Annotated in this window: 20 protein-coding genes; 3 read left to right on the top strand and 17 right to left on the bottom strand. The window is 74.6% G+C overall.

Annotated features, from left to right (window positions below; translation table 11 throughout):
• Positions 1-3: 3 nt before the first annotated feature.
• The 4 genes from D9598_RS13770 to D9598_RS13755 all read right to left on the bottom strand — a co-directional run bounded on the left by D9598_RS13770 (position 4) and on the right by D9598_RS13755 (position 4,482).
• The gene (locus D9598_RS13770; RefSeq protein ID WP_198367100.1) at positions 4-1,116 is read right to left on the bottom strand and encodes a microcin C ABC transporter permease YejB; all 1,113 of its coding nucleotides are present in this window, start codon (positions 1,114-1,116) and stop codon (positions 4-6) included.
• Positions 1,117-1,194: 78 nt separating this feature from the next.
• The gene (locus D9598_RS13765) at positions 1,195-3,069 is read right to left on the bottom strand and encodes an extracellular solute-binding protein (protein WP_198367099.1); all 1,875 of its coding nucleotides are present in this window, start codon (positions 3,067-3,069) and stop codon (positions 1,195-1,197) included.
• 91 nt (positions 3,070-3,160) lie between these two features.
• Complete coding sequence (locus D9598_RS13760; protein WP_198367098.1) at positions 3,161-3,952, bottom strand: inositol monophosphatase family protein; 792 nt, start codon at positions 3,950-3,952, stop codon at positions 3,161-3,163.
• Positions 3,949-4,482 carry a cytochrome c family protein gene (locus tag D9598_RS13755; RefSeq protein ID WP_198367097.1) on the bottom strand — a complete coding sequence of 178 codons (534 nt, stop codon included), beginning with the start codon at positions 4,480-4,482 and terminating at the stop codon, positions 3,949-3,951. The genes D9598_RS13760 and D9598_RS13755 overlap by 4 nt, the downstream gene beginning before the upstream one ends.
• A gap of 197 nt (positions 4,483-4,679) precedes the next feature.
• Here D9598_RS13755 and D9598_RS13750 point away from each other — a divergent pair, with 197 nt between their 5' ends.
• On the top strand, positions 4,680-5,534 hold the full coding sequence (locus D9598_RS13750) for a prephenate dehydratase (protein ID WP_198367096.1): 855 nt from the start codon (positions 4,680-4,682) through the stop codon (positions 5,532-5,534).
• A 55-nt stretch (positions 5,535-5,589) separates the two neighbouring features.
• Here D9598_RS13750 and D9598_RS13745 read toward each other — a convergent pair whose 3' ends face one another.
• From D9598_RS13745 to D9598_RS13700, 11 genes are all read right to left on the bottom strand, one after another.
• Entirely contained in the window at positions 5,590-6,741 is a 1,152-nt protein-coding gene (locus D9598_RS13745) for a DegT/DnrJ/EryC1/StrS aminotransferase family protein (RefSeq protein ID WP_198367095.1), read from the bottom strand.
• Between the two features lie 49 nt (positions 6,742-6,790).
• Positions 6,791-8,206 carry a nucleotide sugar dehydrogenase gene (locus D9598_RS13740; protein WP_198367094.1) on the bottom strand — a complete coding sequence of 472 codons (1,416 nt, stop codon included), beginning with the start codon at positions 8,204-8,206 and terminating at the stop codon, positions 6,791-6,793.
• 43 nt (positions 8,207-8,249) lie between these two features.
• Entirely contained in the window at positions 8,250-10,247 is a 1,998-nt protein-coding gene (locus tag D9598_RS13735; RefSeq protein WP_198367093.1) for a nucleoside-diphosphate sugar epimerase/dehydratase, read from the bottom strand.
• A 161-nt stretch (positions 10,248-10,408) separates the two neighbouring features.
• Positions 10,409-11,620 carry a glycosyltransferase gene (locus D9598_RS13730; protein ID WP_198367092.1) on the bottom strand — a complete coding sequence of 404 codons (1,212 nt, stop codon included), beginning with the start codon at positions 11,618-11,620 and terminating at the stop codon, positions 10,409-10,411.
• Positions 11,620-12,753, bottom strand: a complete 1,134-nt coding sequence (gene wecB, locus D9598_RS13725; RefSeq protein WP_232477236.1) for a non-hydrolyzing UDP-N-acetylglucosamine 2-epimerase — start codon at positions 12,751-12,753, stop codon at positions 11,620-11,622. Before wecB ends, D9598_RS13730 begins: the two co-directional genes overlap by 1 nt.
• Positions 12,750-13,994 carry a glycosyltransferase family 4 protein gene (locus D9598_RS13720; protein ID WP_198367091.1) on the bottom strand — a complete coding sequence of 415 codons (1,245 nt, stop codon included), beginning with the start codon at positions 13,992-13,994 and terminating at the stop codon, positions 12,750-12,752. The genes wecB and D9598_RS13720 overlap by 4 nt, the downstream gene beginning before the upstream one ends.
• A 4-nt stretch (positions 13,995-13,998) precedes the next feature.
• A complete protein-coding gene (locus D9598_RS13715; RefSeq protein ID WP_232477213.1) occupies positions 13,999-15,225 on the bottom strand; it encodes a DegT/DnrJ/EryC1/StrS family aminotransferase in 1,227 nt (408 codons plus the stop codon).
• A 71-nt stretch (positions 15,226-15,296) separates the two neighbouring features.
• A complete protein-coding gene (locus D9598_RS21150; RefSeq protein ID WP_370592026.1) occupies positions 15,297-15,920 on the bottom strand; it encodes a sugar transferase in 624 nt (207 codons plus the stop codon).
• Positions 15,913-17,136 (bottom strand): O-antigen ligase family protein, encoded by a 1,224-nt coding sequence (locus D9598_RS21145; RefSeq protein WP_370592024.1) that lies wholly within the window; start codon positions 17,134-17,136, stop codon positions 15,913-15,915. The genes D9598_RS21150 and D9598_RS21145 overlap by 8 nt, the downstream gene beginning before the upstream one ends.
• On the bottom strand, positions 17,133-18,026 hold the full coding sequence (locus tag D9598_RS13705) for a hypothetical protein (protein ID WP_198367089.1): 894 nt from the start codon (positions 18,024-18,026) through the stop codon (positions 17,133-17,135). The genes D9598_RS21145 and D9598_RS13705 overlap by 4 nt, the downstream gene beginning before the upstream one ends.
• A 54-nt stretch (positions 18,027-18,080) precedes the next feature.
• Positions 18,081-19,799 (bottom strand): heparinase II/III family protein, encoded by a 1,719-nt coding sequence (locus tag D9598_RS13700; RefSeq protein WP_232477212.1) that lies wholly within the window; start codon positions 19,797-19,799, stop codon positions 18,081-18,083.
• 215 nt (positions 19,800-20,014) lie between these two features.
• On the opposite strand from D9598_RS13700, the gene D9598_RS13695 reads away from it, so the two are divergent.
• Positions 20,015-22,750 carry an SLBB domain-containing protein gene (locus D9598_RS13695; protein ID WP_198367087.1) on the top strand — a complete coding sequence of 912 codons (2,736 nt, stop codon included), beginning with the start codon at positions 20,015-20,017 and terminating at the stop codon, positions 22,748-22,750.
• A gap of 4 nt (positions 22,751-22,754) precedes the next feature.
• Here D9598_RS13695 and D9598_RS13690 read toward each other — a convergent pair whose 3' ends face one another.
• Positions 22,755-23,654 carry a DMT family transporter gene (locus D9598_RS13690; RefSeq protein ID WP_198367086.1) on the bottom strand — a complete coding sequence of 300 codons (900 nt, stop codon included), beginning with the start codon at positions 23,652-23,654 and terminating at the stop codon, positions 22,755-22,757.
• A 206-nt stretch (positions 23,655-23,860) separates the two neighbouring features.
• Between D9598_RS13690 and D9598_RS13685 the strand changes: the two genes are divergently transcribed.
• Positions 23,861-25,102, top strand: coding sequence for an ABC transporter substrate-binding protein (locus D9598_RS13685; RefSeq protein ID WP_198367085.1), 1,242 nt, complete (start codon positions 23,861-23,863; stop codon positions 25,100-25,102).
• Here D9598_RS13685 and D9598_RS13680 read toward each other — a convergent pair.
• Positions 25,092-25,754, bottom strand: a complete 663-nt coding sequence (locus D9598_RS13680; protein WP_198367084.1) for a glutathione S-transferase family protein — start codon at positions 25,752-25,754, stop codon at positions 25,092-25,094. The two genes, D9598_RS13685 and D9598_RS13680, sit on opposite strands and share 11 nt — an antisense overlap.
• Positions 25,755-25,787 lie beyond the last annotated feature (33 nt).

The raw sequence follows: 25,787 nt of genomic DNA, 5'->3' as shown, positions 1-25,787 counted from the left end.
TCATCAGCGGCGGGCCTCGAAGTCGATGCGGGGATCGATCAGGGTATAGGCGATGTCGCCGATGAGCTGCATGAGCAGTCCGAGCAGGGTGAAGAGGTAGAGCGTGCCGAACATGATCGGATAGTCGCGGCGGATCGCTGCCTCGAAGCCGAGCAGGCCGAGCCCGTCCAGCGAGAAGACGATCTCGACCAGCAGCGCCCCGGTGAAGAGGATGCCGATGAAGGCGGCCGGGAAGCCGGCGATGATCAGCAGCATGGCGTTGCGGAAGACATGGCCGTAGAGCACCCGCCGCTCATCCGCCCCCTTGGCCCGCGCCGTCAGCACGTATTGCTTGCCGATCTCGTCGAGGAAGCTGTTCTTGGTCAGCATCACCAGCCCGGCGAAGCCGCCCACCACCAGCGAGAGGGTCGGCAGCGCCATGTGCCAGGCATAGTCCAGCGCGCGCTGCCAGAAGGGCCATTCGGCGCTGCCGGACGAGGCGAGGCCGCGCAACGGGAACCATTGCACGAAGGAGCCGCCGGCGAAGAGCACCGCCAGCAGGATGGCGAAGAGGAAGCCGGGGATCGCGTAGCCGACCAGCACCACGCCCGAGGTCCAGGCATCGAAGGCGGTGCCGTCGCGCACCGCCTTGCGGATGCCGAGCGGGATGGAGACGAGGTAGATGATCAGCGTCGACCACAGGCCGAGGCTGATCGAGACCGGCAGCTTCTCCAGCAGGATGTCGATCACCGGCCGGCCCTGGAACAGGCTGCGGCCGAAATCGAAGCGCAGATAGCCGCCGACCATGTCGAGGAAGCGCTCATGCGCCGGCTTGTCGAAGCCGAACATGGTCTCGATCCGCGCCACCAGCGCCGGGTCCATGCCCTGCGCGCCGCGATACTGGCCGACAGGCCCGCCCCCTCCGCCCCCCTGGGGCATCCCCTGGGGCATCCGCAGCTCACCCTGCCCCTCGCCCGAGAGGCGCCCGATGCCGCTGCCACCCTGCCCGCGCAGCTCGGCCAGCATCTGCTCCACCGGCCCGCCGGGCGCGAACTGCACCACGGCGAAATTGATCAGGATGATGCCGAAGAGCGTCGGCACCAGCAGGAGGAGACGCCGCAGGAGGTAGGCGCCCATGCGCTATCCTTCAGGAAGACCAATGGCAGGAAGACCGGCGGCGGGAGGCGGGGCCATCCCCGGACCGCGCGGCACGGGTCAGGGCACCGCCCTGCGGTCCGCCGGCAGGGCACGGTCGCGCGCCGCGTCCACCCACCAGGCCGACAGGTCGAAGTTGTAGCGCGGGTTGCGCTCCGGCCGGCCGAACTTGTCCCACCAGGCGATGCGGAAGCTGCGGCTGTGCCAGTGCGGCACGACATAGAACCCCCAGAGCAGCACGCGGTCCAGCGCGCGGGTGCGGTCGATCAGCGCCTGGCGGTCCGGCGCGCTGATGACCAGCTCGATCAGCGCGTCCACCACCGGATCGGCGATCCCGATGGTGTTGCGGCTGCCCGGCTCCTTGGCCTTGGCGGAGGACCAGTAGTCGCGCTGCTCGTTGCCGGGAGACAGGCTCTGACCGAACAGCTCGACCGTCATGTCATAGTCGAAATTGTCCATCCGCACCTGATACTGGGCGGGATCGACGGTGCGCGCCCGCGCCTCGATGCCGAGGCGCTGCAACGCCTGGATATAGGGCAGGGCCATGCGCTCGAAGGTCGGTCCGTCGAGCAGGATCTCGAAGCTGAAGGGCTCGCCCTTCTCGTTGACCAGCCGGCGATCCTTCACGCCCCAGCCCGCCTCCCGCAACAGGGCCAGCGCCTGGCGGGCGTTCTCGCGGCTGGCATTGCTGCCATCCGAGGACGGCACGCGGAACTCGGTGGTGAAGATCTCCTCCGGCAGACGCCCGCGGAAGGCGGAGAGCACCATCAGCTCGCCCTCGGAGGGCAGGCCGCGCGAGGCCAGCTCGGAATTGGAGAAGTACGAGGTGGTGCGCGTGTAGCTGCCGTAGAACAGGTTGGCGTTCATCCACTCGAAGTCGAAGACCAGCCCCAGCGCCTGGCGCACGCGGCGGTCCTGGAAGAGCGGGCGCCGGATGTTCATCGCGAAGCCCTGCATGCCGGTCGGCAGCTCGTGCGGGATCTCCTCGCGCTTCACCAGCCCCTGGCGCACGGCGGGGAAGTCGTAGGCGGTGGCCCAGTCCTTGGCGACGTTCTCCAGCCGGAAATCGACCTGCCCGGCCTTGAAGGCCTCCAGCGCCACGGTGCTGTCGCGGTAGTAGTCGAAGCGCAGCGTCTCGATGTTGTTGGTGCCCCGGCGCACCGGCAGGTCGCGGCCCCAGTAGTCGGCGACGCGGCGCAGGGTGACGCTGCGGCCCGGCTCGAAGGCCTCGATCCGGTAGGGGCCCGAGCCGAGCGGGATCTCCAGGCCGGGCTGAGCGAAGTCCTTGCCCTCCCACCAGTGCCGGGGAAGCACCGGAAGCTGGCCGAGGATCTGCGGCAGTTCCCGGTTGTCGGCCGTGCTGAAGCGGAAGACGATGCGGCGCTCCCCCTCCGCCACGGCCTCCGCGACATCGCCGTAGTAGCCGCTGAAATTGGGCCGCCCATGCCGGCGCAGCGTGTCGAAGCTCCAGACCACGTCGGCCGCGGTGACCGGCCGGCCGTCGTGCCAGCGGGCCCGCTCGTCCAGCTCGAAGGCGACGCCGCGCCCGTCGCGCGGGACCTCCACGAGTTTGGCCAGCAGCGGATATTCTGTGCTGGCCTCATCGAAGCTCGGCGTCATCAGCGTGTCGTAGATCGCCGCGACGGCGGCGGCCGGCGTGCCGCGCAGGATGAAGGGATTGAAGGAATCGAAGCTGCCGATGGCATGGCGCACCATGGCCCCGCCCCGGGGCGCCGCCGGGTTCACCCAGGGCCAGTGGGGGAAGTTCTCCGGCAGGGCCGGCTCGCCCAGCAGCGACAGGGCATGGGTGCGGCGGGGCCCGGGCGGCGCCTCCGCCGGCGGCGGAGCGGCGGGAGCCTGCTGCGCCCGCGCGCGAGGCAGGACAGGGCCCAGGGCGAGGGCGAGGCCGGAAGCGAACAGGGGACGTCGGCGCATGACCCCTAGGATGAGGGTTCCTCCCCCGCAGGACAACCGCGGCGTCGCCCGGCTTGCTTTTTGAAACGCGGGCGAGGGGCGCGCCGCCGCCTCAGCCGGCCAGCAGCCCTGTCGCCTCCGGCAGCAGGGCGGCGTCGCCCACCGCCAGCACCTGTTGCGGGCCGGCCTGCTCCCCGGCGCCGAGCTGCAGCGGCCGCCCCTGCCAGTCGGTCATGCGGCCGCCGGCCGCCTCGACCACCGGCACCAGCGCCGCCCAGTCCCAGGGCCGGAGGTCGGATTCCACGACGAGGTCGACCAGGCCGAGCGCCAGCAGGCCATAGGCGTAGCAATCGCCGCCCCAGGTCACGCGGCGCGCCGCCGCTCGGAGGCGGGCGAAGCGGGGCGCCTCTGCCGCGGTGAACATCTCATGGCTGGTGCAGGACAGCTCCGCCTCGGCCAGGCGGGAACAGGGCCGGGTGCCGGGCGTGCCGCCCATCGGGCCGGTGAAGCGCAGCGGCGCCCCGGCCATGCCCAGCCAGCGCTCGCCGGTCGCCGGCTGGTCGATCAGCCCGAGGACGGGGCGCCCCCGGTGCAGCAGGCCGATCAGGCTGCCGAAGAGCGGCCGGCCGGTGACGAAGGCGCGTGTGCCGTCGATCGGGTCGACCACCCAGACATACTCGGCGCCGGCGCGCTCGGCGCCGTATTCCTCGCCGATCACGCCGTGCTGCGGGAAGCGCTCGGCCAGCAGCGCCCGGATGGCCCGCTCCGCCGCCTTGTCGGCCTCCGTCACGGGGCTGGCGTCGCCCTTGGCCTCGACCAGCAGGCCGGAACGGAAAAGGGGGCGGATGACCGCCCCCGCCGCCCCGGCGGCCGCCTCGGCGGCCGCGATGAGGTCCGGTGTCACGGCAGCGGCTGCGGCGAGGCCGCCAGGGTCCGCAGATAGGCGATGACATCGGCCCGCTGCTCGGTGCTGCGCAGCCCGGCGAAGGCCATGCGGGTGCCGCGGATGGTGCGGGCCGGGCTGGCCAGGAAGTGGTTCAGCGCCTCGTAGTCCCAGGGCTTGTCGGCCAGGCCCTTCATCGCCGGGGAATAGTTGAAGCTGTCGAGATGCGCATGGTGGTTGCCGACCACGCCGTAGAGGTTGGGGCCGACCTTGTTGGCGCCGCCCTCCTCGAAGGTGTGGCAGGCGGCGCAGAGGCGGGCGGCGATCTGGCGGCCGTTGTCGACATTGGCATTGGCCAGCAGCGGCGCGATCGGGTCGATCTGCGGTTCCGCGGCGGCCGGGGCGCCGGAGGTCTCGGGCACGTCGATGGCGATCGCCGTCTTCTCAAGCCGCTTCGGATGCACGACCTGCTGACCGATGAACCCGGCCACCATGAAGGCGATCCCGGCGGTGAGGACGGCGGCGAACGCCTTGTTGACCTCCAAGCTCATTCTGCCAGATCCATTTCTCAGACGAAGTGCAGGGGACCCCGCATCGGACCCGGCCGCTGTTTGCGCACGGCCTTGGCCTCGACTAGAAGCGTCCGGACCATAGTGGGACAACGGCGGCGCTTCAACCCGTCGCCCCATTCCGAGCGACAAGCCCCGGCGCGGACCTTCCCCCTTCTGCCCGGGCCGGAGAATCAAGCGTGAGCGGTGTGATCGCCTTCCAGGGTGTCCCTGGAGCCTATTCCGACCTGGCCTGCCGCAGCGCCTATCCCGGCTGGACCACCCTGCCCTGCCCCAGCTTCGAGGCGGCGATGGAGGCGGTGCGGGAGGCGCGGGCCGACCTCGCCATGCTTCCTTGCGAGAACTCGCTGGCCGGCCGGGTGCCGGACATCCACCGCCTGTTGCCCGATTCGGGCCTTTTCACCGTGGGCGAGCACTACCAGCGCGTCGAGCACTGCCTGCTGGCGCACAAGGGCGCGACGCTCGCCGGGCTGAAGCGCGCCCACAGCCATCCGGTGGCGCTCGGCCAGGTGCTCAAGCTGCTGCGCGAGCGCGGGCTGGAGCCGGTGATCGAGGCCGACACGGCCGGCGCCGCCAAGCTGCTGGCCGAGCGGCCCAGCCTGGAGGACGCCGCCATCGCCTCCTCGCTGGCGGCCGAGACCTATGGCCTCGAGATCCTGCTGCACAATGTCGAGGACGAGGCGCACAACACCACGCGCTTCTATGTCATGGCGCGCGCGCCGCGGATGCCGGCGGTGGAGGCGATGAACACCGTCACCACCTTCGTCTTCCGCGTCCGCAACATCCCGGCGGCGCTGTACAAGGCGCTGGGCGGCTTCGCCACCAACGGCGTGAACATGACCAAGCTCGAAAGCTACATGCTCGACGGCCATTTCACCGCCACGCAGTTCCTCTGCGACGTGGATGGCCACCCGGACCACCCCCCCCTGAAGCGCGCCCTGGAGGAGCTGGCCTTCTTCTCGCGCGAGCTGCGCGTCCTCGGCAGCTACCCGGCGCATCCCTACCGCATGGGTCAGGCGGCCCAGGCGGACTGATCCGTCCGGCGGAGGGGGGAAGCCGCCGGTGAGGGCGGCCCCGCCCCGCGCGGCGTCAGAGCCCCGCGATCACCGCCGCGGCCACGCGCTCCACCTGCCCCTCGTCCAGATAGGGATGCATCGGCAGGGAGAGGATGCGCTCGCACAGCGCCTCGCTCACCGGCAGGGGCGGCGCCTGGCGCAGCCCCTCGGCATGGGCGCGGGCATAGGCGGGCTGCCGGTGCAGCGGCTTCGGGTAGTAGATGGCCGACGGCACGCCGCGGTCCTGCATCGCCTTCTGCACCCGCGCCCGCGCCGCCGCGTCCGGCAGCAGGATCGAGTAGAGTCCCCAGGCGCTGGTGGCGCCCGCCTGCTCGCCCGGCACCGCGACATGGCCGGCCAGCCGGGCGCCGTACTGCGCCGCGATCCGCGCGCGGGCGGCCAGCTCGTCTTCCAGCAGCGGCAGCTTGCAGAGCAGGATGGCGGCCTGGAGCGTGTCCAGCCGGCCGTTCATGCCGGTGCGCTCCACCTCGTAGCGCGTCCGGCCCTCGCCATGGGTGCGGAGCGAGCGGTAGAGCTCGGCGCGCTCGGCGCTGTCGGTCAGGATGGCGCCGCCATCGCCGTAGCAGCCGAGCGTCTTGGTCGGATAGAAGCTGAGCGCCGCCGCGTCGCCCCAGCGGCCCAGGCGCTTCCCGTCCAGCGCTGCGCCGAAGGCCTGGGCCGCGTCGTCGAGGGCGAACAGCCCTTCCTCGCGGCAGATCTCCTGGATCGCCACCCAGTCCGCCGGGCGGCCGAAGAGATCGACGCCGACCACGGCGCGCGGCCGCAGCCGCCCCTCCGCCTTCACCAGCGCGATGCGCCGCTTCAGGTCGGCGATGTCGATGTTGAAGCTGCCTTCCTCGACATCGACGAAGACCGGCGTGGCGCCGAGCACCAGGGGCACCTCGGCGGTCGCGGTATAGGTGAAGGCGGGCAGGAAGACGGCATCGCCCTGTCCGATACCCTCGGCCATCATGGCGATCTGCAGCGCATCCGTGCCGGAGGAGACGCCGACGGCGTGGGCGGTGCCGGCGAAGGCCGCCAGCTTCTCCTCCAGCTCGCGCACATCCGGGCCGTTGATGAAGGCGCCGCTGTCCAGGATGGCCGCGATGCGGCGGTCGATCCCGTCGCGGATCAGCGCCTGCTGCGCCTTCATGTCGAAGAGGGTGATGGGGCGCGTCTCGGTCATCGGCGGAAAGGCTCCGTGCAGCGGTGCAGGCCCGCCGGGCGGCGCCCGGTCAGGCCTGGATGACGGCGTGATAGGCCCGTTCGCCACCGGATGGGAAATCACCGCGCGTTTCACCCGGCAACGCATCGGTCTCCACCGCCGCATCGCGGTAGACGCCGCGCGTGTCCACCACCAGCGCCGCGTGGGCGCGCACGGCGGCGAAATCCATCCCCGGCTGCGGCGTCACCACCAGCACGGCATCCTGCGCCGCCAGCAGCCCGGGCGTCAGCGGCGCGCTCTCCAGCCCGGCCTCGGGCCAGGCCGGCACCAGCGGGTCATGATAGGCGACGCGGGCGCCGCGCCGGGCCAGCAGGTGCAGCAGCTCGCACGCCGGGCTCTCGCGCATGTCGGGGACGCCCGGCTTGTAGGCCAGGCCGAGCAGCAGGATACGGGCGTCGCGCAACGCCTTGCCGCGCGCGTCCAGCGCGTCGCGCAGCCGGCCGACGACATAGCCCGGCATGGCGTCGTTCACCCGCCCGGCCAGTTCGACGAAGTCGCTCGGCACGCCCAGCTCCCGCGCCTTCCAGGCGAGGTAGTAGGGATCGACCGGGATGCAGTGCCCGCCGAGGCCGGGGCCGGGGCGGAAGGGCATGAAGCCGAAGGGCTTGGTGGCGGCGGCGTCGATCACCTCGTGCACGTCGAGGCCGAGGGCGTGGCTGATCCGCTTCAGCTCGTTCACCAGCCCGATGTTCACGGCGCGGAACACGTTCTCGTAGAGCTTCACCAGCTCGGCCGCGCGCAGCGACGAGACCGCCACCAGCCGCCCGGCGGCCGCCGGTCCGTAGAGCGCCTGGCCGATGGCGAGGCAGGCGGGTGTCGCGCCGGCGATCAGCTTCGGCACCCGGCCGACCGTGCCCTCGGGGTTGCCGGGGTCCTCGCGCTCCGGGCTGTAGAGCACGAAGGCGTCGAGCCCCGGCCGCAGCCCGGCCTCCGCCAGCGCCGGCAGCACCACCTCCTCCGTGGTGCCGGGATAGGTGGTGCTCTCCAGCCCGATCGCCTGGCCGGGTCGCAGGAAGGGCGCGATCGCCGCGACGGCGGCGCGCACGGCGCCGAGGTCGGGCTCCTTGTGCGGCCCGATCGGCGTCGGCACGCAGATCAGCAGGGCGTCGCAGTCGCGCGCCTCCTCGGCGCCGGCGGCGGGCCGGATGCCGGCGGCGGCGACCCGGCCGTCGGGGATGCCATGCACCGGGCTGCGCCCCGCGCGCAGCGCCGCGAGCTTGGCCGCGTCGATATCGAAGCCGGTGACGGGAAAGCCCGATTCGGCGAAGCGCAGCGCCAGCGGCAGCCCGGCATAGCCGAGGCCGACCACACCGATGCGCGCCGTCCGCGCCGCGATGCGCTCGCTCAGCGCCGGGGCGAGCGGCGCGGCGGGGTCCAGCGCGCGGGCGCGGCCCCACCACGAGACCGGATAGGCCGGACCTTCCATCGTGCGTCCTCTCGCGGAACGGATGGCGCGGCCCGGCCCATGCTCAGGCGCGCGCGTCGGGGGTGGTGGGGGTGGCGCCGGCGGGCGGACCAGGGGGGGCGCCGGCATTGTGGTCGAATTCGGGGACCCGCCGGGCCAGCTCGGCCAGCGCCGCGCCGCCCTGGCCGGCCCGCGCCGCGGCGGCCATGGCGTCGATCGCGGCGCCGACCTCGGCCGCGTCGGTGGTGCGCGGCGTCGCCATCAGCAGGCCAGGATACTGCGTCGGGCGCGGCGGCTCCTGGCCGTGGAACAGCTCCTCGTAGAGCTTCTCCCCCGGGCGCAGGCCGGTGAAGCGGATCTCGATGTCCTCGTCCGGCCGCAGCCCGGCGAGGCGGATCATGCGCCGCGCCATGTCCACGATCTTCACCGGCTTGCCCATGTCGAGCACGAAGATGCCGCCATCGGACAGTTCGGGCGGCAGGCCGCGCCCGTCGCCGGCGGCGCGGAACCCCTCCGCATCGGCCATGCCGACGACGCTCGCCTGCAGCACCAGCCCGACCGCCTCGCGCACCGTCATGAAGTAGCGGCGCATGTCGGGATGCGTCACGGTGAGCGGACCGCCGCGCTCGAGCTGGCGCCGGAACAGCGGCACCACCGAGCCGGTCGAGCCCAGCACATTGCCGAAGCGCACGGTGATGCAGCGCATGTCGCCCGCCTCGCCGCCGCCGCGATGCCGCGCGTCCTTGTCCACCGCCTGGCAGTACATCTCGGCCAGGCGCTTGGAGGCCCCCATGACGCTGGTCGGGTTCACCGCCTTGTCGGTCGAGATGAAGACCATGGCGCGGCAGCCCTCCGCGCGCGCCGCGTCGGCGATGACGCGGGTGCCGAGGGCGTTGGTCAGCAGCCCCTCCAGGGGGTCGTTCTCGACCATCGGCACGTGCTTCAGCGCCGCGGCATGGAACACCAGCTCCGGCCGCACGTCGCGCATCAGCCGGGCGATGCGCCCGGCATCGCGCACATCGGCCAGCACGGCGCGGCGCGGCACCGCCGGATGCGTCTCCGCCAGCTCCAGGTCGATGCTGTAGAGGGCGAACTCGCCATGGTCGAGCAGGGTGAGCTGGGCCGGGCCGAGCGCCGCCACCTGCCGCGCCAGCTCGCCGCCGATGGTGCCGCCGGCGCCGGTGACCAGCACCCGCCGCCCCTGCACCAGCCGCGCCATGCCCTCGCGGTCGAGCGGCACCTGCGGCCGGTCGAGCAGCTCCTCGATCGCCACCGGGCGCAGCTCGAAGCGCCGCGCCCCCGCCCCCTCGCGCCGTGCCGGGCCGAGGCTGGTCAGGCGCGGCGCGCGGTTGACCGGAACGCCGTGGCGGTCGGCGGCATCCAGCATCTCCTCCAGCGCATGGCCCTGCAGGTCCGGATCGGCGAGCACGATGGCGCCCGGCAGGCGCTGCTCGGCGCGCAGGCGGTCCAGCACCTCGCCCGCCTCCTCGAAGCCGCCGAGGATGGGGTGGCCATGGATGCGCCGCCCCGCCCCGCGCGGGCTGCGCGCCAGGATGCCGATGACGCGGTAGCGCGGCGTGCGCTGCTGCAGCAGGGCGCGGATGAACAGGTCCGCGGCATCCCCGGTGCCGACCAGCAGGACCGGCAGGGCCGGCGCCTCGGACGGCGGGCCGACGCGGTGCGCCTGTTTCAGCGGCGCCAGGATGCGCGGCGCCAGCAGGACGGCGGAGAGCGCGCCCGCATGGATCAGCGGAAAGGCCACGTTGCCCGGCATCCAGGCCCCCGCCAGCCGCAGGCCGAGGCTGAAGAGCAGCGCCGCGCCGATCCCGGCGCCGACCACGGCCACCAGATCCTTCAGCGCCGCGAAGCGCCAGTACTGCTGCGGCAGGCGCACCGGCAGCCCGGCCAGGACCAGGGCCGCGACCGTGCCGGGAATGGCGCCGAGCCACCAGCCGCCGGGCGGCCAGTCGCCGGGCGAGGCCGCCCAGACGGCGAGCGGGAGCGCCAGGGCCGCCAGAAGCGAGTCCAGGCCGAGATTCAGCAGAATTCGGGTGAGGGCCATGGAGCGGGCGTATAGGCGTGCGGCGCGCCGGGGTGAAGCTTTGCCGCGGCCCCCCCACCGGCCCGCCGGGACGCCGCGGCGCCGCGAAACGGCCCCCGCGAGCCGCGCCGCGGGACGCGGCGCGAGGGGCGCGCCGGCGGACCAGGGGGTGGCGCGCGCCATCAGCGCGGCAGCGGCGCCAGGCGGTGGTACAGGCGGACCAGCCGTTCCGCCTCGCCGGCCCAGCCGAAGCGGCCGAGCGCCGCCTCGCGGCCACGCGCCCCCATGCCGGCGCGCAGCCCGGGATCGGCCAGCCGGCGCACGGCGGCGGCGATGGCCTCGGGGTCGGCGGTGTCCACCAGCAGGCCGCATTCCGCCTCGCGCACCACCTGGGCCACCTCGGTGGCGAAGGCCGGGGCGATCACCGGCAGGCCGGCCAGCATGCAGTCGAACAGCTTGTGCGGCAGGGCCAGGCGGTGGTTCTCCACGCCCGGCTGGAACAGCACAAGGCCGATGTCGCAGCGCGCCGCCTCGGCCAGCGCCTCGCCATGCGGCAGCCAGCCCCGGCGGGTGACGCGGGCGGCGAGCTCGAGCCGCTCGGCGCGGCCGGCGAAGGCGGATTCGGAGCCGTCGGTGAAGCGCCCGACCAGGGTCAGCCGCGTGGAGGCCGGGCAGAAGGCCAGGCAGTCCAGCATCTCCATGGCGCCCCGGGCGCGGCCCAGCGCGCCGAGATGCACCAGGGTGAGCGGCCCGGCGCGATGCCGGCGCGGCGTCACCTGGCTGGCGCGGGCGTAGTTGCGCACCGGCACGATCCGCTCCGGCGCGGCGAAGTCGCCGTCGAGCCCGTCCTTGGCCACGACCACCGCGTCGGCCCGGCGCGCCATGGCGCGGCAGGCGCCCCGGATGGCGGCGCGCGCCAGGGGCGCCAGCAGCGGGCGGAGCAGGCGCGGCAGGCGGTGGTCGAGCCGGGAAGGATAGTGCTCATGCACGTCCAGCACCACGCGCGCGCCGTTGCGCCGCGCCGCCAGGATCGCCGCCAGCCAGGCATCGGGCTCGCTGGCATGCAGCACGGCGGCGCCGCTGTCGGCGGCGCGGCGGGCCAGGGCCGGGATGTTGCGCAGCCGCCCGAGCCAGCCGGCGGCGCGGCGATAGGGCGCGATGGCGACGCCATGCCGTGCCTCGCCACCGACCGCGCCGGCGGCGGCCGGGCAGATATGGCGCACCCGCCAGCCGGCCGAGACCAGGGTGGCGCCCTCCTTGCCGACGACGCGCACATCGGCCGGCGGATGCGCCGCCGAGAGCATGCAGACCAGGGGTGGCGGCAGGCCGGGGGGCATCATCGTCACGGCGGCGGAGGCCGCGGGCCGTGCCGCCGGGGCGGCTCCATCGGGCATCAGGCGGCCCTCCCCAGCGGGGTGGGCAGGACCTCGGCGAGATGCGCGGCCATGCGCCCGCCCGCCCGGCCATCCCAGAGCGGGATCGGCCGGGCGCGCGGCCAGGCGCCGGCGAGCACCGCCGCCACCGCCTCCGGCAGGTCCCGCGGCGTCACCAGGCGGTTGCCGCCGCGCTCCAGCGTCACCGGCCGCTCGGTGGAGGGGCGCAGGGTCAGGCAGGGCAGGTCGAGCCCCGCCGCCTCCTCCTGCACCCCGCCGCTGTCGGTGGCGGCGAGCCGGGCGCGGGCCAGCAGGCCGAGGAAGTCGAGATAGCCGAGCGGCGGCAGGTCCAGCACGCCCGGCGGCCAGGCGAGGCCGAAGGCCCGCATCCGCCCGCGCGTGCGCGGATGCACCGGCCAGGCCAGCGGCAGGCGCGCCGCCGCCGCGCCCAGCGCCGCCAGCAGCGCCGCCAGCGCCGCCGGATCGTCCACATTGGCCGGGCGGTGCAGGGTGACGACGCCGTAGAATCCCGGCGCCAGTCCGCCCGGCAGGGGCCGCGCGCGGGCGGCGGGCAGGCGGGCGAGCAGCGTGTCGATCATCGCGTTGCCGACCGCCCGCACCGCGCCCGGCGCGTGGCCCTCGGCGAGCAGGCGCTCCGCCGTGGCGTGATCGGGCGCCCAGAGCAGGTCACTGACGGCATCGACGGCGCGGCGGTTGATCTCCTCCGGCATGTCGCGGTCGCCGCAGCGCAGCCCGGCCTCGAGATGCGCGACGGGGATGCCCAGCTTGCGGGCGGCCAGCGCGGCGGCCAGCGTGCCGTCGACATCGCCGGCCACCACCACCAGGGCCGGCCGGCGCGATTCCCAGAGGGCGGCGCAGGCCATCAGGGTGCGGCCGGTGGTTCCGGCATGGCCGCCCCCGGCCGCGACACCCAGGTCGATCTCCGGCTCGGGCAGCCCGAGATCGGCCAGATGCGCGCCGAACATCGCCGCGTCCCGGTGCTGGCCGGTGTGCAGCAGGACCGGGCGGCAGAAGGCCGGGCGGGCAGCCAGGGCGTGCCAGAGCGCCGCCAGCTTCGGCAGGTTGGGCCGCGCGGCGGCGACCAGGTGGATCTCGGCCATCCCGGCCAGGGAGGTGGCAGCGGGCCCGTTCATGCCGGCACCAGCGCGCCGGCCGGCTCCGCCCGCACCGCGCCCTCTACCGCCTCGACGAAGCGCGCCGCCAGCAGGCGCCGGTCCCATCGCCAGACCGCCTGGGAGCGCGCCGCCCGCCCCATCTGCCCGCGCAGCCCGGGATTGGTCACCATCCAGAGCAGGGCATCGGCCAGGCCGCCGGCCTCGCCCGGCGGCATGGCGATGCCGCAGGGCCCGTCGGCCAGCAGGCGCGCGGCACGGCCGGGCAGGTTGGAGACGACGGGCAGGCCGGCGGCCAGATAGTCCATCAGCTTGTTCGGCGCGGTCAGCTCGGCGAATTCCGGCACCGGCGCCAGGCAGTGCAACCCGACCTGGCAGCCGGCAAGCAGGCTGGCCAGCTGCCGCTTGGGCAGCGGCGGCAGGAAGCTGACATTGTACAGCCCCCGGTTCATCACCTCCTCCTGCAGCCGCGCCTTCTCCGATCCGTCCCCGACCAGCAGCAGGCGGATGCGCAGCTCCCCCCGGGCGCGCAGGATCGCCGCCGCCTCCAGCAGCTGCTCCAGCCCGTTGGCGCGGCCATGCGCCCCGGCGTAGACCGCCAGCATCTCCCAGGGCGCCGCCTCGTCCGGCCGCCAGGCGGGGACATGCGGGCCGAACAGGTCGAGGTCGCAGCCGTTCGGCACCACGTGCAGTCGATCCGGCGGCGTGCCGCGGGCGCGCGCCGTCTCCGCCATGCCCTCGCTCAGCGCCACCACGGCGGCCGCCTGCCGGCAGGCGGCATTCGCCAGGTGCTCCATACCGGCCAGGACCCAGCCGGGCACGCCGCCGAGGGCGCGGGGCAGCTCCGGCCAGGGGTCGCGCATCTCGTAGACGAAGGGCGTGCCGCGCAGCCGCCGCGCCAGCAGCGCCGGCAGGGTCACGGTGAGCGGTGTCGAGCTGGCGATCACCAGGTCCCACCGCCCGGCCAAAGCGAGCCGGCCGGCCTCGGCGGCATAGCGCAGGAAGGCGCCGCCGCGGGCGCCGAGCCCCTGCGCGTTGCCGCAGGGAATGTCGTACTCGACCAGCCGCAGCCCCTTCACCTCGCCCTCCCGCCGGCCATGGCGGAAGGCGCCCTCGAGGCCGGTCTCGGCGCCGGCATAGCGGCCGCAGGCGATCGTCACCGCGTGGCCGCGCGCCTGCAGCGCCCGGGCCATGGCGTGGCTGCGCGTGGCCGTGGCGCCGGCCGGCGAGGAATAGTGCTGGTGCAGGTAGAGAATTCGCATCGGCTCAGGTCCGGAAGCAGCCGCGGATGACGGCGATGACACGGTCCTGCTCGGCGGCGGTCATGGCGCCGCTCGGCAGGCAGAGGCCGCGCTCAAAGAGGCGGCCGGAGACGCCGGCGCCGTGGCAGCGCGCGCCGCGGAAGGCGGGCTGCATGTGCAGCGGCTTCCAGACCGGGCGGCTCTCGATGTTCGCCGCCTCCAGCGCCCGCCGCACCGCCTCGCGCGAGGTGCCGGAGCGCAGCGGATCGATCAGCATGACCGAGAGCCATCGGCTGGAGCGCGCCCAGTCCGGCTCCGGCATGAAGCCGACGCCCGGCAGGTCCGCCAGCGCCCCGGCGTAGCGGGCGAAGACCTGGCGGCGCTCCGCCACCCGCGCCTCCAGCGCGCCGATCTGCGCCAGCCCGACCGAGGCCAGCACCGAGGACATGCCGTAGGAATAGCCGGTGGTCTCGTGCTGGTAGTGCGGCGTCGCCTCCTTGGCCTGGGCGGCGAGGTGGCGGGCGCGGGCGATCAGCGCCGGCTGGTCCGAGACCAGGGCGCCGCCGCCGCCGGCGGTGATGATCTTGTTGCCGTTGAAGGAGAAGGCGGCGAGCGCCGCGCCCTTGCCCACCGGCCGGTCGCGGTAGCGCGCGCCCAGCGCCTCGGCGCTGTCGCAGAGCACCGGCACGCCCCAGCGGCCGCAGATCGCCAGGATGGCATCGAGGTCGCAGGGCTGGCCGTAGAGATCGACCGGCACCACGGCGCGCGGCAGCCGGCCGCGCCGCGCCGCCTGGATCAGCTGCTCCTCCAGCACCTCGGGGTCCATCGTCCAGCTGTCCGGCGAGACATCGAGGAAGCGCGGCCGGGCGCCCATCTGCACCGCCGGGGCGATGGTAGCGACGAAGGTGAGGCTCTGGGTCCAGACCTCGTCGCCGCGCTCGACGCCGAGCACGCGGTAGCCGAGGTGCAGCGCCGCGGTGCCGGAGGCGAGGGCCGCGGCATGGGCGAAGCCCGCCGCCTCGGCCACCGCCTGCTCGAAGGCCTCGGGCACCGGGCCGGCGGGCGCGATCCAGCCATCCGTCAGGGTGCGGCTGAGCACCGCCAGCTCGCCGCCCACCAGACTGGGCGGCGACAGCAGCAGCCGCTCCCGCGGGGCCGCCAGCATGGCCGTGCGGCGCGGGAAGAAGAGCACGCCCGGGGGGCCCGCCGGTGCGGCATCCGTGCTGTCATTGGCGGCTTTGGCGGAGGCCATGGGGGGCAGGCTCACCCTTTTGTGAACGCAACCCTAACCAATCAAATCCTGTGAGATTCAGCAATGGATAATCAACCTGAGGTTTGTAACCTTTGTTTCGCTTCCGCCTCGGCCACCGTTTCGAACCGCGGCATGCTGGCATGGCCCGGCGCGGTCACGCCGCGGCCACGCAGCAGCACGCCCAGCGTGCCGAGCAGGGCGCGCAGATCGCCCAGGGCGGTCACCCGGGCGGCATAGCGCGCATCGCGCTCCAGCCGCTCCGGCCAGGGCACGGCGTTGCGCCCGGCCGCCTGCGCCGCTCCGGCCAGGCCCGGCCGCACTCCCAGGCGCAGGCGCTGCCGCGCGGAATAGAGCGGCGTATAGGTCGGCGGCAGCGGGCGCGGCCCGACCAGGCTCATTTCGCCGCGCAGCACGTTGACCAGTTGCGGCAGCTCGTCCAGCGCCGTGGCGCGCAGCCGGCGGCCGAAGGAGGTCAGGCGTTCGGCGTCCTCGCCCGGGCCCTCGCGCATGCTGCGGAACTTCAGCAGGGTGAAGGGCCGGCCGCCGCGCCCGGCCCGCTCCTGCCGGAACAGCACCGGCCGGCCGAGCGCCAGCCGCACCGCCAGCGCGGTGCCGAGCAGGAAGGGCGAGAGCAGCAGCAGCAGCAGCGCCGCCGCCAGCAGGTCGACCGGGCGCTTGATCCAGGCTTCATACACGTCGTGCCACCATCCCGAGGGAAAGCGTGAGGCCGAGGGCGAACCAGACCATCCGGTTGCCGAGATCGGTCGAGACCATCGCCGCCATCGCCACCGGCAGCACCAGCGCGGTGACGCGGGCGACACGCTGCGGCGCGGCGTGGCGGCTGCGCACCAGCAGCAGCAGCCCGGCGCCGCCGAAGCAGAGCAGCCAGAGCAGCAGCCCCGGCAGGCCTCCCTCGGCCAGCGCCTCCAGCGCATGGTTGTGCGGGTAGAGGCCCCGCCGCTCGCCATGCCCGGCGGCGATGGTGAAGCCGCCGGTGCCGAGGCCGAGCGGCAGCGTCGCCCCGCCCCAGTCCAGCGCCGCGCGCCACAGGGCGGGGCGGGCCGAGGCCTCCATGCCGCCCTCGGTGAAGCGCTCCAGCGTGCGCAGCCCTTCCATCGCCGCGCCGTCCAGCAGCAGGACGGCGAGGCCGAGCGCGCCGGCCAGCCCGGCGGCCGCGGTCCAGGCCAGGGCGGCGCGGGCGCGGCCGGCGGACCAGCAGCGCAGCGCGGGGGTCAGCAGCACGGAGAGGCCGAGCGAGAGCAGCGCCATGCGCCCCCCCGGCAGCAGCGCCGCCCCGGCCAGCGCCAGGGTGAAGCCGGCCCAGAACAGCCACCCGCCCCAGCCCGGCGACTCGACCAGCCGCACCGCGCCGAGGCCGGCGGCGCAGGCGATGGCCTGGCCGGCCAGCTGGTACTGCACCCGCAGCAGGTCGGGATTGGCGCCGGCCACGCCGCCCAGCACCACCTGCCCGGTGGCCAGTCCGAAGGCGACCGAGGCGGCCACCAGGGGGCCGATCATCAGCGTCGCCCCGGTGAAGAGGCGGCGCGCCGGCGCGTCCGCCCCCACCGCCAGGCCGGCCAGCAGCATCACCGGCCCGACCAGCACGATGTCCGGCAGCTTCGCCGCCAGGACGGCGCCGCTGGCGCTCCACAGCCCGGCCAGCACCAGCCAGAGCCAGAGCATCCCGACCGCCGCCAGCGGCGGCCCGAGCAGGGGATGCAGCCGCCAGCGCCGCGTCAGCAGCAGCAGGGCGAGCGCCGGCAGCAGCAGCGCGGCGGCGAGCAGCGTCAGGTCGAGCGGCAGGGCGGCCGCCAGCGGCGTGCCCTTCAGCGCCCCGGCGAAATGCAGCGCCGCCGCCGCCGCCCCGGCGAGGCTGCCGAGCGCGGCGCTGTCGATGCGGGGCGGCGTCACTCCGCCGGGTCCGGTCGCCAGCCGCGCCGTGCCTCCCTCCGGGGCCCCATCCGGCGCTCCGCCGGGCCGCCGCGCAGCAGCACCAGGCAGGCGCCGAGGAAGAGCCAGGCCATTGGGGCGGTCAGCAGCAGCAGCAGCAGCAGCAGCGGCCGGTTCGGCTGCGAGGGGCGCAGCTCGACCAGCGGGCCGGAGACCAGCCGCGCCGCCACCGAGCGATCCGCCGCCAGCACCAGGGCAGCGCGCTGGTGCTGCGCCAGGAGCTCGAAGAGCGGCGTGCGGAGATAGATGTCGCGCTCCTCCGCCAGCCGCGACTCCAGCGCCGCGACCCGGCGGCGGGCCAGGGCGAGCAGGTCCTCGCGCACCCGCGCCTCGGCGAAGTCGTGCAGCCGCGCCAGCGCCTCCAGCGCCGCCTCGCGCCGGGGGTGGGCGAGTTCCAGCGTCCAGGTGACGGAGGCGAGCGACTGGGTGACGGACAGGCCCCGCTCCAGCCAGCGCAACGCGTCATCCGCGTCCGGCGGCCGGTCGAGGCCGAGCGCCTGGCGCAGCGGGGCGAGCGCGCCGCCCTCCCGCGCCGCCGCCAGATCGGCCAGCAGGCCAGTGTCGCGCGCCAGCATGGCGGCGGCCTCGGGACTGCGCAGCGCGGCGAGGTAGACGGCGAAATTGCCGCCCGGCCGGGTGTCGAGCAGGCTGCCGGGCGCCAGCGCATTGGCCGAGATCAGGCTGGAGGTGGCGATGCCGGTGGTCTCCGCCGGCGCCACCACCGCCTCGGCCACGTAGGCGCGGGGCCAGGCCAGGATCGTCGCGACGCCCGCCGCGATGGTCAGCAGCATGGCCAGGGCGAGCCAGCGCCACAGCCGGCCGATGCCACGCAGGAGCTGGTCAAGCGGCATCGCGGCTCATAACCCTGCCCGTGCGATGGCCCACAACCCTGCCCGTGCGATGGCTCACAACGTCACCCGCGTGACGATGCGCGAGACCGGCGCCGCGGCATGCACCGCCAGGACCCGGCAGGGGCGCACCACCCCATAGGCCGGGCTTTCCCAGCCCTCCTCCTCCACGAAGTGGAGCGGGGCATCGGCGGTGACGCGCAGCAGCGCGGGGCCGGTCACGCCCTCGGGCATCAGCCGCCACGCGCCGGGCCCCAGCCGCCAGCGCAGCGTCAGGCTGCGGAACCGTCCCCCCACCTCGTCGATGATGCGCCATTCCCGCCCCATGACGGCGACACGCCGGGCATGGCGCCGGCCGCGCCGGTCGCGTGACAGGGCGCCGTCCGGCAGCGGCCGCAGCCAGGGCCAATGGGCGTAGAGGAAGCGGCCGGCGCGCGGCATCGGCTCCTGCCCGTCGAACAGGATGCTGTTATGGGCGCGGGCGGAGGGGAAGTGGTCGAGCCACCATTCCTGGCCGGGGGGCGGGTTGTAGGCGCCGGTTCCCGCATCGGTGAGCAGCGGGCGGTCGCCGTGCCACAGCTCGAAATGCAGCAGGTCCGACTGTCCGGGGCGGAAGTGCAGCGGCCCGGTGCGCAGCAGGCCGCGCGCCCCGGCCTCGGCCCAGCCCATGCTGCCGCTGGCGGTCCAGCGCGGGACCGGCGGCATGGGCGCGCCTTCCGGCAGGTCGAGCCAGCGGCAGCCCGGCTCGGCGGCGAAGCCGGCCGAGGCTCCGGCGAAGAGGCGCATCGCCCGCTCGACGCTCCCGCGCGCATCGGCGGCGCCGCCCAGCGCCAGATCGGCGAAGGCGGAGCCGTCCTGATGGCCGAGCGCCGGCAGCGCGCCCCCCGCCGCGACCAGCCGCGCCAGCCAGTGGGCGGCGGCGGCGGCGCGGGCCGGCACCGGCGCGGGCAGCGGCGGCCGGCCCAGCCGGAGGCGCAGCACCTCCAGCACGGAGAGCGTGTCCAGCAACAGGCGGTGATAGCCGGTGGAATGCTGCGCGAAGCCGCCATCCGGCGCCACCAGCCGCGCCACCGCGCGGGCCAGGGCGGCCTCGCCCCGCCGCGCCAGCTCGGCCTCGCCCAGCAGCCAGCCGCAGGCCAGCAGGCCCGCGGGTTCGCTGATGCTGTGGTTGTTGTCCTGCGCGCGGGCATAGGCCGCGGTCGCCCGGATGCGGTGGGCGTGCAGCGCGAGCAGCCCGCGCGCCGCCGGGGAAGGATCGGCCTCCGCCCCGGCCAGCAGCAGGGCCAGGGCGAGGTGCAGCGCGCGCAGCGCCGCCTCCTGGCCGCAGGCCCAGTTGGGGCCGCGATAGGCCGGGTTGGCCGCCTGCCAGGCGGCCAGGCGCTGCTCCAGCCGCGCCAGATGCCCCTCCTCCGGCCAGAGCCGCGCCGCCTGCACCAGCAGTGGCGCCCAGGCCAGCCGGTTGGCCTCCCAGACGGGGCGGATATCGCCCGCGCCAAACAGGTCCAGTGCCAGTGCCGGCGTGGCGCCGTCGAAGGGGCCGTGCGGGCCGGCGGAGGGCAGGGCCGCGAGGGCGGCGCGCAGGCGGGCGGGCCAGCCCGGCATCGGTCCTTCAGCCAGCTCCGGTGCTGGGCGCAGGCAGGTCTCCGGCAGGAAGGCGCCGGTCACGGCCGGCCGATCGGCCAGGGCGCGGGCCGGGCCGCCGTGCAGCCGGCCCAGGCGGTACAGGGCGTAATGGGCGAGCGCATGCGGGCCGAGCCGGAGGGCGGCATCGAACAACGCAAGGTTGCTTAATCTGGGCGAATTGCGCGCTTGGATCGCCATCGTCATGCTGATAAACCATTGGTCACGATTTTGCGAGCGAGCTTTTAACCTCCACCGCTACCGCCACGGTGCTCCAGGACTTGCCGCCTTTCCTTTCCCCCGCCGCGCACCCGCCTTCCTCCGCCACCGTCCTCCGGCGGGGCGGCCGCCTGATTCTCGCCGGGATCCTGATGCTGCAGGCGGGCGGGGCGGGGGCGCAGGCGCCCGGGTTCGCGGCGCCCCCGAACGGGCCGCCGGGCGGGCAGGTCCCGAGTCCGCTGCTCTCGCCCCCCAGCCTGCCCAGCGTGCTGCCCGGCGGCATGCCGCTGCCGAGCCTGCCGCCGGCGATGCAGCAGGACATCCTGCAGCGCATCCTAGAGGCCTCGGGCGGGGGGCGCGCCCCGCCGCCCGCCGCCCCGCCCCCGGCGTCCCCCGCCGCGTCCGCTGTCGCCTCCCCCGTCCCGCACGCCGTCTTCTCGCCGCCGCCGGCCGCCGAGCCGCTGTCGCACACCGAGGCCTTCTACGCCGCGCGGCTGGAGGCGCCGCTGCGGCAGTTCGGCTACGACACCTTCCGCGAGATCGCGGCCGCCCCGCCGTCGCCGGCCGCGGTCGGCGGCCTGCCGGACGACTATGTCCTCGGCCGCGACGACGAGGTGCTGATCAGCATCCGCGGTCGCACCCGGCAGAGCCAGGCGCTGCGCGTCACGCGCGACGGCACGCTGCTGCTGCCCGACCTGCCGCCCTTCGCCGCCGCCGGGCGCACGCTCCGCGAGCTGCGCGCCGACATCGAGGCGCGGGTGGCGCGCGAGCTGGGCGGGTCGGAGGCCTATGTCTCGGTCGGGCAGGTGCGGCAGATCGGCGTCCTCGTCGCCGGCGAGGTGGTGCGGCCGGGCCTGCAATCCCTGCCCGCCATGACCTCGGTGCTCGATGCGCTGGCGCAGGCGGGGGGCGTGAAGCGCACCGGCTCGCTGCGCGCCATCCGGGTCGACGGGCCGCGCGGCAGCCGCGTCATCGACCTCTACGCCGTCATCGGCACCGAGCCGGGCATGCCGGACCTGGCGCTGCGCGAGGGCGAGCGCGTGGTGGTGCCGCCGCTCGGCGCCACGGTCGCCGTGGGGGGCGAGGTGACGCGGCCGGGCATCTACGAGCTGCCGGCCGGCGCCGCCAGCGCGCCGCTCGAGGCCCTGTTGCGCCTCGCCGGCCAGCCGCTGCGGCCCGCCGGCAACCGCTTCCTGCTGCAGGGCACCGACAGCGCCGGCCGACGCAGCTACGCCGAGGCCGGCGCCGCCACCCGGCTGCGGCGCGGCGACACGCTGGTGGTGCAGCCGGGGGCCGATGTCGCCGCCGGGCAGATCCGCCTCGCCGGCCATGTCGCCACGCCGCTGACCCGCGCCGCCACCGGCGCCGCCCTCTCCCGCCTGCTCGCCGATCCGCGCCTGGTGAAGCCCGATCCCTATGTGCGGCTCGGCGTGGTCTGGCGGGTGGACGCGGCGACGCGGGTGCGGCGCTTCCTCGGCTTCGATCTCGGCCGCGTGCTGCGGCGCCAGGCCGACCTCAAGCTGGAGGAGAGCGACGAGGTCATCCTGCTCTCCCAGGCCGACGTGCTCTGGCTGGCCAGCCCGCCGGTGCAGCGCGCCCTGCGCGGCGAGGCCCCGGCCCCGGCGCTGCCGGTGGCCCTGCCTGGCAGCCTCCCTGGCACCCTCCCCGGCGCCGCCGGCCAGGGCGCGCCGCCCGACACCGCCTGCCCGGCGCTGCAGACCCTCTCCGTCGCGGCGCGCTCCTCGCCGGCGCGCTTCGCCCATGCGCGCGGCGCCGGCTTCCCCGACCTCGGCGCGCCGCCCTGCCCGCAGCTCTTTCTCGACTATCCGGCGCTGCTGCCCTTCCTGCTCGACCAGTCGGTGCTGATCTCGGGCGAGGCGCGGCTGCCCGGCCTCTATCCCATCCTGGACGATACCGGCCTCGACCAGGTGCTGGCCGCCGCCGGCGGCGCCACCGACACGGCGGACCTCTCGGCGGTCGAGCTCTCGCGCGAGCCGCTGGAACAGGCCGGGGCGATCCCGCTCAACCGCCTGCTGCTCGATCTGCGCAGTGGCAATTTCGCCGCCATCCGCCTCTCCCCGCGCGACGCCATCCGCCTGCCGCGCGGCTTCGGCGACCGCGACAGCGGGCCGGTGACGCTGGTCGGCGAGTTCATGCGGCCCGGCACCTACGACATCCGCCGGGGCGAGCGCTTCTCCGAGCTCATCGCCCGCGCCGGCGGCCTCTCGCCCCAGGCCTATCCCTACGGCGCCGTCTTCACCCGCGAGAGCGTCCGGCAGCGGCAGCAGGACGGCTTCGCCCGCACCGCGCGGGAGCTGGAGCAGAGCCTGATCCAGGTGGCGGCGGGGCAGGCGGTGGCCGGCAGCAAGGCGGGCGGGCTCGACCTCGGCGGCGCCATCACCGCCGGGCGGGAGCTGGCGGGCTCGCTGCGCGAGGCGCGGGCGGCCGGGCGCATGGTGGTCGAGGCCAATCCCGTCATCCTCGCCGCGCGGCCCGATCTCGACGTCCTGCTGGAGCCGGGGGACCTGATCGCCATCCCGAAGCGGCCGAACGAGGTGACGGTGGTGGGCGCGGTGCTGAACCCGGGCAGCCTGCAGTTCTCCACCGGCTGGAAGGCGGCCGATTATGTCCGCGCCTCCGGCGGGGCGCAGCGCTTCGCCGATGGCGGGCGCGCCTTCGTCGTGCTGCCGAACGGCCAGAGCGTGCCGTCGGGGATCGGCTCCTGGCAGGGCGGCGGGCCGCCGATCCCGCCGGGCAGCCTGGTCGTCGTTCCGCAGGATCCCTCGCCCTACGAGACCTGGGGCTTCATCCGCGACCTGACGCAGACCCTGGGCCAGATCTCGATCAGCGCCGCGGCGCTCTCGGTGATCGCGCGCTCGTCGAAGTAGGCCCTTACGCCTTCTCCTGGTGTCGCAACTGCTGCTCGCGCAGGAAGATGAACAGCCCGGCGCCGACGATGACGGCGGCACCGGCCAGGGTCAGCGGGCCGATCACCTCGTCGAAGAACAGGTAGCCGAAGAGCATGCCCCAGAGGATCAGCGTGTACTGGTAGGGGACCACCACCGAGGCCGGCGCCAGCCGCAGCGCCTGGTTGACGCAGAGATTGCCGCAGAGCGAGCCGAGGCCGAGGAACAGCATCAGCGCCAGGTCGAGCGGGCCCGGCGTGGTCCAGCCCTGCGCCAGCGTCAGCGCGGCGCCGAAGGCGAGGGCGGCGAGGAGCTGCGCCGTGATCAGCACCGTGCCCGGCGTGCCGGCGAGCTTGCGGGTCATGACCAGGAAGCAGGCATAGCTGAAGCTTCCGGCCAGCGCGCAGACGGCGCCGAGGGAGAGCGAGCCGGGCGAGGGATGCAGCGCCAGCACCACGCCGCCGAAGCCCACCGCCACCGCCGTCCAGCGCCGCCATCCCACCCTCTCGCCCAGCAGGAAGGGCGAGAGGGCGGTGACGTAGATCGGGCCGGCCATGTAGTAGGTGATCACCTCGGCGAGCGGCAGGCTGCCGATGGCCCAGAAGAAGAGCGACGTCTCCAGGGTCGAGAACAGGACGCGGAGCAGTTGCAGACCCGGCCGCGGCGCCGAGAGCAGGCCGAACAGGCCGATGCGATGGATCTGCGGCGCCATGCAGCACAGGCCGGAGATGCTGCGCACCAGCAGAAGCTGGCCCACCGCGTAGCCGCCGACCAGCCATTTGCCGAGCGTGTCGTTCACCGCGAAGAGCAGCACGCCGAGCAGCATCATGGCGATGCCGCCGGGCGCGCCGGCGGGCAGCAGGCCCGGGCGCGGGATTGCGGTCATGGCGAGGCTCCACCCTTCCGGCCCTTCTTGTCCCGCAGCGGGAGCGGAGCCAGGCCGCAGCACTAGCCGGGCGGGGCGGCGCGGCCTAGGCCGGATCGATATCCGCCCCATCCGGTGCGGGCTTGCGTCGCCAGGCGAGACCTTTGCATCATGCGGCGAAGCGGCCCCGGCGAGACGGGCCGGCATGGCATTCTTGGAGAGAACGGATGAGGAAGTTCAGCCGCCGTGACCTGATGGTCGCGGGCGCCGCGCTGCCCGCGTTGGCGGCCCTGCCGGGGCGCTCGCGTGCGCAGGGCGCGGGGCGGATCCTGAAGATCGGCGTGCTGGCGGATTTCTCCGGCCCCTATCGCGACACCTCCGGCCCCACCTCCGTCGCCTGCGCCCGGCAGGCGGTGGCCGATCTCGGCCTGGAGGCGCGCGGCATCACCGTCGAGATCCTGCAGGCCGATCATCAGAACAAGGCCGATGTCGGCCTCGGCATCGCCCGTCGCTGGTTCGACCAGGACGGCGTCGACGCGGTGACGGAGGTGAACAACAGCGCCGTCGCGCTGGCCGTCGCCAACCTGGCGCAGGAGAAGGACAAGGTCGTGCTGGCCTCCGGGCCGGCCAGCGCGGTGCTGACCGGCCCGCAATGCACCACCAACCTGGTGCACTGGACCTACGACACCTGGATGTGCGCCAACGTGGTCGGCAAGGCGGCCGCCCGCGCCGGCGACGACAGCTTCTTCTTCCTGACCGCCGATTACAGCTTCGGCCATCAGCTCGAGCGCGACACGGCGGCGGCGCTGCAATCGGCCGGTGGCAAGGTGGCGGGCAGCGTGCGCTTCCCCTTCCCCGGCACCACCGACTTCTCCTCCTACCTGGTGCAGGCGCAGTCCTCCCGCGCCAAGGTCGTGGCGCTGGCGACGGCGGGGGCGGACACCGTGAACTGCGTCAAGCAGGCGCAGGAATTCGGCCTGACGCGGCGGCAGAAGATGCTCGCCCTGATCGCCTTCCTCTGCGACATCCACGCCATGGGCCTGCCCGCCGCCCAGGGCCTGCTGCTGAACGAGGCCTTCTACTGGGACCTGAACGACCGCACCCGCGCCTTCCTGAACCGGGTGAAGGACAAGGTGCCGACCAACTGGCCCAACCAGGAGCATGCCGGCACCTATTCCGCCGTGCTGCACTACCTGAAGGCGGCCTCGGATCTCGGCGTGGCGCAGACCAGGGCCTCGGGCCGCGCCGCCATCGCGCGGATGAAGGCGATGCCGACCGATGACGACTGCTTCGGTCCCGGCACGCTGCGCGCCGATGGCCGCAAGATCCACCCGGCCTATCTCTTCCAGGTGAAGCGGCCGGAGGAGAGCAAGGGGCCCTGGGACTACTACAAGCTGGTCGGCACCGTGGCGGCGGAGGAGGCCTTCCGCCCGATGGACCAGGGCGGCTGCCCGCTGGTCAAGGCCTAGGGCCGCCCTGTCCGGGCGCCGCCGGCACGTCGAAGTGCCGGGCCCAGGCCGCCCCCGCCCGGGGCCGCAGCGCCACGGCGCGGGCCAGGGCCTGGATCGCCGGCGCCTCGCGCGGCATCCAGGCCTCGGCCCCCATCCAGCGCGACATCACGGAGAGCGGGATGTCGGCCAGGGAGAAGCGCTTCCCCAGGATGAAGGGGTCCGGCCGTGCCTCGCGCGCGATCAGCCGCCACAGCTCCTGCGCCATGCTCACGGCGCGCGCGCGGATCGCCGGCGCATGCGCCGGATCGTCGCTGAAGCGCTCCGGATAATCGGCGCGGGTGACGCAGGGATAGATCTCGGCGGCGGCCAGCGTCATCCAGCGCAGCGCCGTGGCGCGGGCGGGGTCGGTGGCCGCCGGCAGCAGCCCTGCCTCGGGGTGCCGCGCCTCCAGCGCCAGCAGGATGGCCAGCGACTCGGTGACGACGGTGCCATCGGGCAGGATCAGGCTGGGCACCCGGCCCATCGGGTTGATCCGCCGGTAGGCGGCATCGAGCTGCCCGTCCCGCTCGATCGGCACGGGGCGGAGCTCGGCCTCCCGGCCCATCTCCGCCAGGGCGATCTCGACGATCGCGCCGCCCGAGCGGCGGTCGGTGTAGAGGACGTATTCCATGCCGCCAGCCTGCCAGCCGCCCCGGCCGGGCGC

This window comes from Roseomonas sp. KE0001 (assembly GCF_016107285.1).
GTDB lineage: Bacteria > Pseudomonadota > Alphaproteobacteria > Acetobacterales > Acetobacteraceae > Pseudoroseomonas.
The sequence above is the reverse complement of the archived record's forward strand: the minus strand, read 5'-3'. Positions and strand labels throughout refer to the sequence as shown.

Bases quoted from the DNA above. Each gene is read 5' to 3' on its own strand.
- D9598_RS13695 (WP_198367087.1), top strand. From the start codon at position 20,015: ATGCTGCAGGCGGGCGGGGCGGGGGCGCAGGCGCCCGGGTTCGCGGCG.
- D9598_RS13730 (WP_198367092.1), bottom strand. From the start codon at position 11,620: ATGCCCGATGGAGCCGCCCCGGCGGCACGGCCCGCGGCCTCCGCCGCC.
- D9598_RS13705 (WP_198367089.1), bottom strand. From the start codon at position 18,026: ATGCCGCTTGACCAGCTCCTGCGTGGCATCGGCCGGCTGTGGCGCTGG.
- D9598_RS13690 (WP_198367086.1), bottom strand. From the start codon at position 23,654: ATGACCGCAATCCCGCGCCCGGGCCTGCTGCCCGCCGGCGCGCCCGGC.
- D9598_RS13685 (WP_198367085.1), top strand. From the start codon at position 23,861: ATGAGGAAGTTCAGCCGCCGTGACCTGATGGTCGCGGGCGCCGCGCTG.
- D9598_RS13745 (WP_198367095.1), bottom strand. From the start codon at position 6,741: ATGACCGAGACGCGCCCCATCACCCTCTTCGACATGAAGGCGCAGCAG.
- D9598_RS13765 (WP_198367099.1), bottom strand. From the start codon at position 3,069: ATGCGCCGACGTCCCCTGTTCGCTTCCGGCCTCGCCCTCGCCCTGGGC.
- D9598_RS13715 (WP_232477213.1), bottom strand. From the start codon at position 15,225: ATGGCCTCCGCCAAAGCCGCCAATGACAGCACGGATGCCGCACCGGCG.
- D9598_RS13740 (WP_198367094.1), bottom strand. From the start codon at position 8,206: ATGGAAGGTCCGGCCTATCCGGTCTCGTGGTGGGGCCGCGCCCGCGCG.
- D9598_RS13680 (WP_198367084.1), bottom strand. From the start codon at position 25,754: ATGGAATACGTCCTCTACACCGACCGCCGCTCGGGCGGCGCGATCGTC.
- D9598_RS13735 (WP_198367093.1), bottom strand. From the start codon at position 10,247: ATGGCCCTCACCCGAATTCTGCTGAATCTCGGCCTGGACTCGCTTCTG.
- D9598_RS13770 (WP_198367100.1), bottom strand. From the start codon at position 1,116: ATGGGCGCCTACCTCCTGCGGCGTCTCCTCCTGCTGGTGCCGACGCTC.
- D9598_RS13720 (WP_198367091.1), bottom strand. From the start codon at position 13,994: ATGCGAATTCTCTACCTGCACCAGCACTATTCCTCGCCGGCCGGCGCC.
- wecB (WP_232477236.1), bottom strand. From the start codon at position 12,753: ATGAACGGGCCCGCTGCCACCTCCCTGGCCGGGATGGCCGAGATCCAC.
- D9598_RS13755 (WP_198367097.1), bottom strand. From the start codon at position 4,482: ATGAGCTTGGAGGTCAACAAGGCGTTCGCCGCCGTCCTCACCGCCGGG.